This is a genomic window from Lonsdalea iberica (assembly GCF_002111585.1).
Classification (GTDB): domain Bacteria; phylum Pseudomonadota; class Gammaproteobacteria; order Enterobacterales; family Enterobacteriaceae; genus Lonsdalea; species Lonsdalea iberica.
This window is the reverse complement of sequence record NZ_LUTP01000099.1, coordinates 1-1,820: the sequence shown is the minus strand read 5'-3', so window position 1 is coordinate 1,820 and position 1,820 is coordinate 1. Positions and strand designations below refer to the sequence as shown.

At 46.9% G+C, this 1,820-nt stretch carries 2 protein-coding genes and 1 pseudogene; 2 read left to right on the top strand and 1 reads right to left on the bottom strand.

From position 1 onward, the window contains the following. Positions 1 to 151: 151 nt before the first annotated feature. Positions 152 to 758, top strand: a pseudogene (locus AU511_RS17845) (RHS repeat-associated core domain-containing protein); the annotation flags it as partial. A gap of 378 nt (positions 759 to 1,136) precedes the next feature. Then, positions 1,137 to 1,604, top strand: a complete 468-nt coding sequence (locus AU511_RS16775; protein ID WP_094110356.1) for a hypothetical protein — start codon at positions 1,137 to 1,139, stop codon at positions 1,602 to 1,604. A 68-nt stretch (positions 1,605 to 1,672) separates the two neighbouring features. Here the strand turns inward: AU511_RS16775 and AU511_RS16770 are convergent. Beyond that, positions 1,673 to 1,820, bottom strand: a 148-nt coding sequence (locus AU511_RS16770; protein ID WP_139829424.1) for a SymE family type I addiction module toxin, incomplete at its 5' end; no start/stop codon positions are given.

Genomic DNA, 1,820 nt, shown 5'->3' with positions numbered 1-1,820 from the left:
CTTGTTGATTAAAAAGGCATCCAGCAATTTCTTAATCACTTCCTTATCCTCTTCGGGCAACTGCTCGACTTCCTGAAACTGCCGCAGTAACTCGCGGTCTTCAAATCTTGCCTTAGTTGCTTCATCCGTCGCCCCTTCCAGCAGGTAATATTATGACCTGCGCGACCGGGTGGTGCGCGAGTGGCAGAACGGCACGGAAGTGCGCAGAGCCTACGATGAGCACAGCGTCACGCGCACCCTGCTGTGGTCGGAAGAAGAAAAGGAAGAGGAAGGACTGACCAGCACCTTCCGCTACAGCCGGACCGGTGAGCTCAAACAGGTGCTGCTGCCGGACGGCGCGGAACTGACAATAAATCACGACGCCGCCGGGCGCGAGAGCGAACGCCGGGGCGGGCGCTTCCTGCAAACGCGCGAGTACGACGCAATGGGCTGGCTGACGCGCGAGATGAGCGGTCAGGCGCACGACGGACGGCTACAGGCGCAGCAGACGCGGGAGTATCGCTACGACGGCGCGGGCAACCTGACGGGCGTGGGTCGCGAAAACGGAGAGCGCAGACCCGGAACTGGCGTTCGCCGGACAGCTCCGTGACAGCGAAAGCGGCCTGTGCTATAACCGATTTCGGTACTACGACCCCACCGGCGGCGGGTATATCTCGCCGGACCCGATAGGGGTTTTGGGGGGTGGTAATAATTACGGGTATGTGCAGAATCCTCTGGATTGGGTTGATCCGCTGGGGCTTGCTGGTTGTTCATCTAAAGGATTTAATAAAAGAGATAGAATTACCAGTCGCTGGACTAATCGTTTGACAGGGAAAAAACCTGCGGATGTTCATAATTATTTAACGTCGAAAGGCTGGTCGAGAACATATCCTCAGGCTGGCAAGCCAGGCGCTATCCAGCATACTCAATATGTTAAAACAACAAAGTCAGGCACTACTTATAAATTAGACTATCATCCAGGTGGATCTGGCTCTCAGAAGAATATTCATGGGAATGACTACTGGAAAGTTTATCGTGATGCTAATGGTAAAGATGTCGTTTATGGTCGAATAGGTCACGGTGGGTTTGAAAATTATGATCTTATTACAGATTCGCCAGTTTATATTGATGGTGTCTTAATGAATGGTGGGTTATAAATGATCGATATCAATGCCGATATTATTTCCAATAAATCGATTGGAAATATCGCTTTAGGCGATAATGTTGAAAAATATTTCAGTAAAATGTATTTAAATCATTCCATTAGGATTTTCGATTATTTTTTGCCTGATGATGAAAAAAGAATTGCGTATGTTATTGATGGAACAATTACGATAGCTACATTATCTAACGGTTTAATTATATCTGTCGGATGCAATGAGAGATACAGAGGTCATTACATGAACTCTTTGCATACTGGAATGAGAATGTCCGATATAATTAAATTGACTGATAAACAACGTATCTTTAATGGTTGTATTATAATAAATGATGACTTTGGTTTTTCAATTGATCTTCCTGAGCCATATGATGAAATAGCAGATGATATAGATCACATTCCTTTGAATCTTATTCTGAAAGAAATGAGAGTTTCTGATTATTATTCATGGAAACCTAAAAAATAGGTAATAAACCGGAAGCGATCCCAACGATCCTTCCGGCTGTTTTTTTACCTGCTGTTTAATTCAAGGCGTCAGAGATTAATCTCCGTCTCAATCACTATCCTTCCCCGCTCAACCGTCACGGTGATCGGCATCCCCGTCATAAAACCCAACTCTTCCAGCCAGCGGCCTTTAAGGTTGATGGCGGACGGCGGGTTGGGCTTGCCGTTTTGCGGGGCA

Bases quoted from the DNA above. Each gene is read 5' to 3' on its own strand.
- AU511_RS16775 (WP_094110356.1), top strand. From the start codon at position 1,137: ATGATCGATATCAATGCCGATATTATTTCCAATAAATCGATTGGAAAT.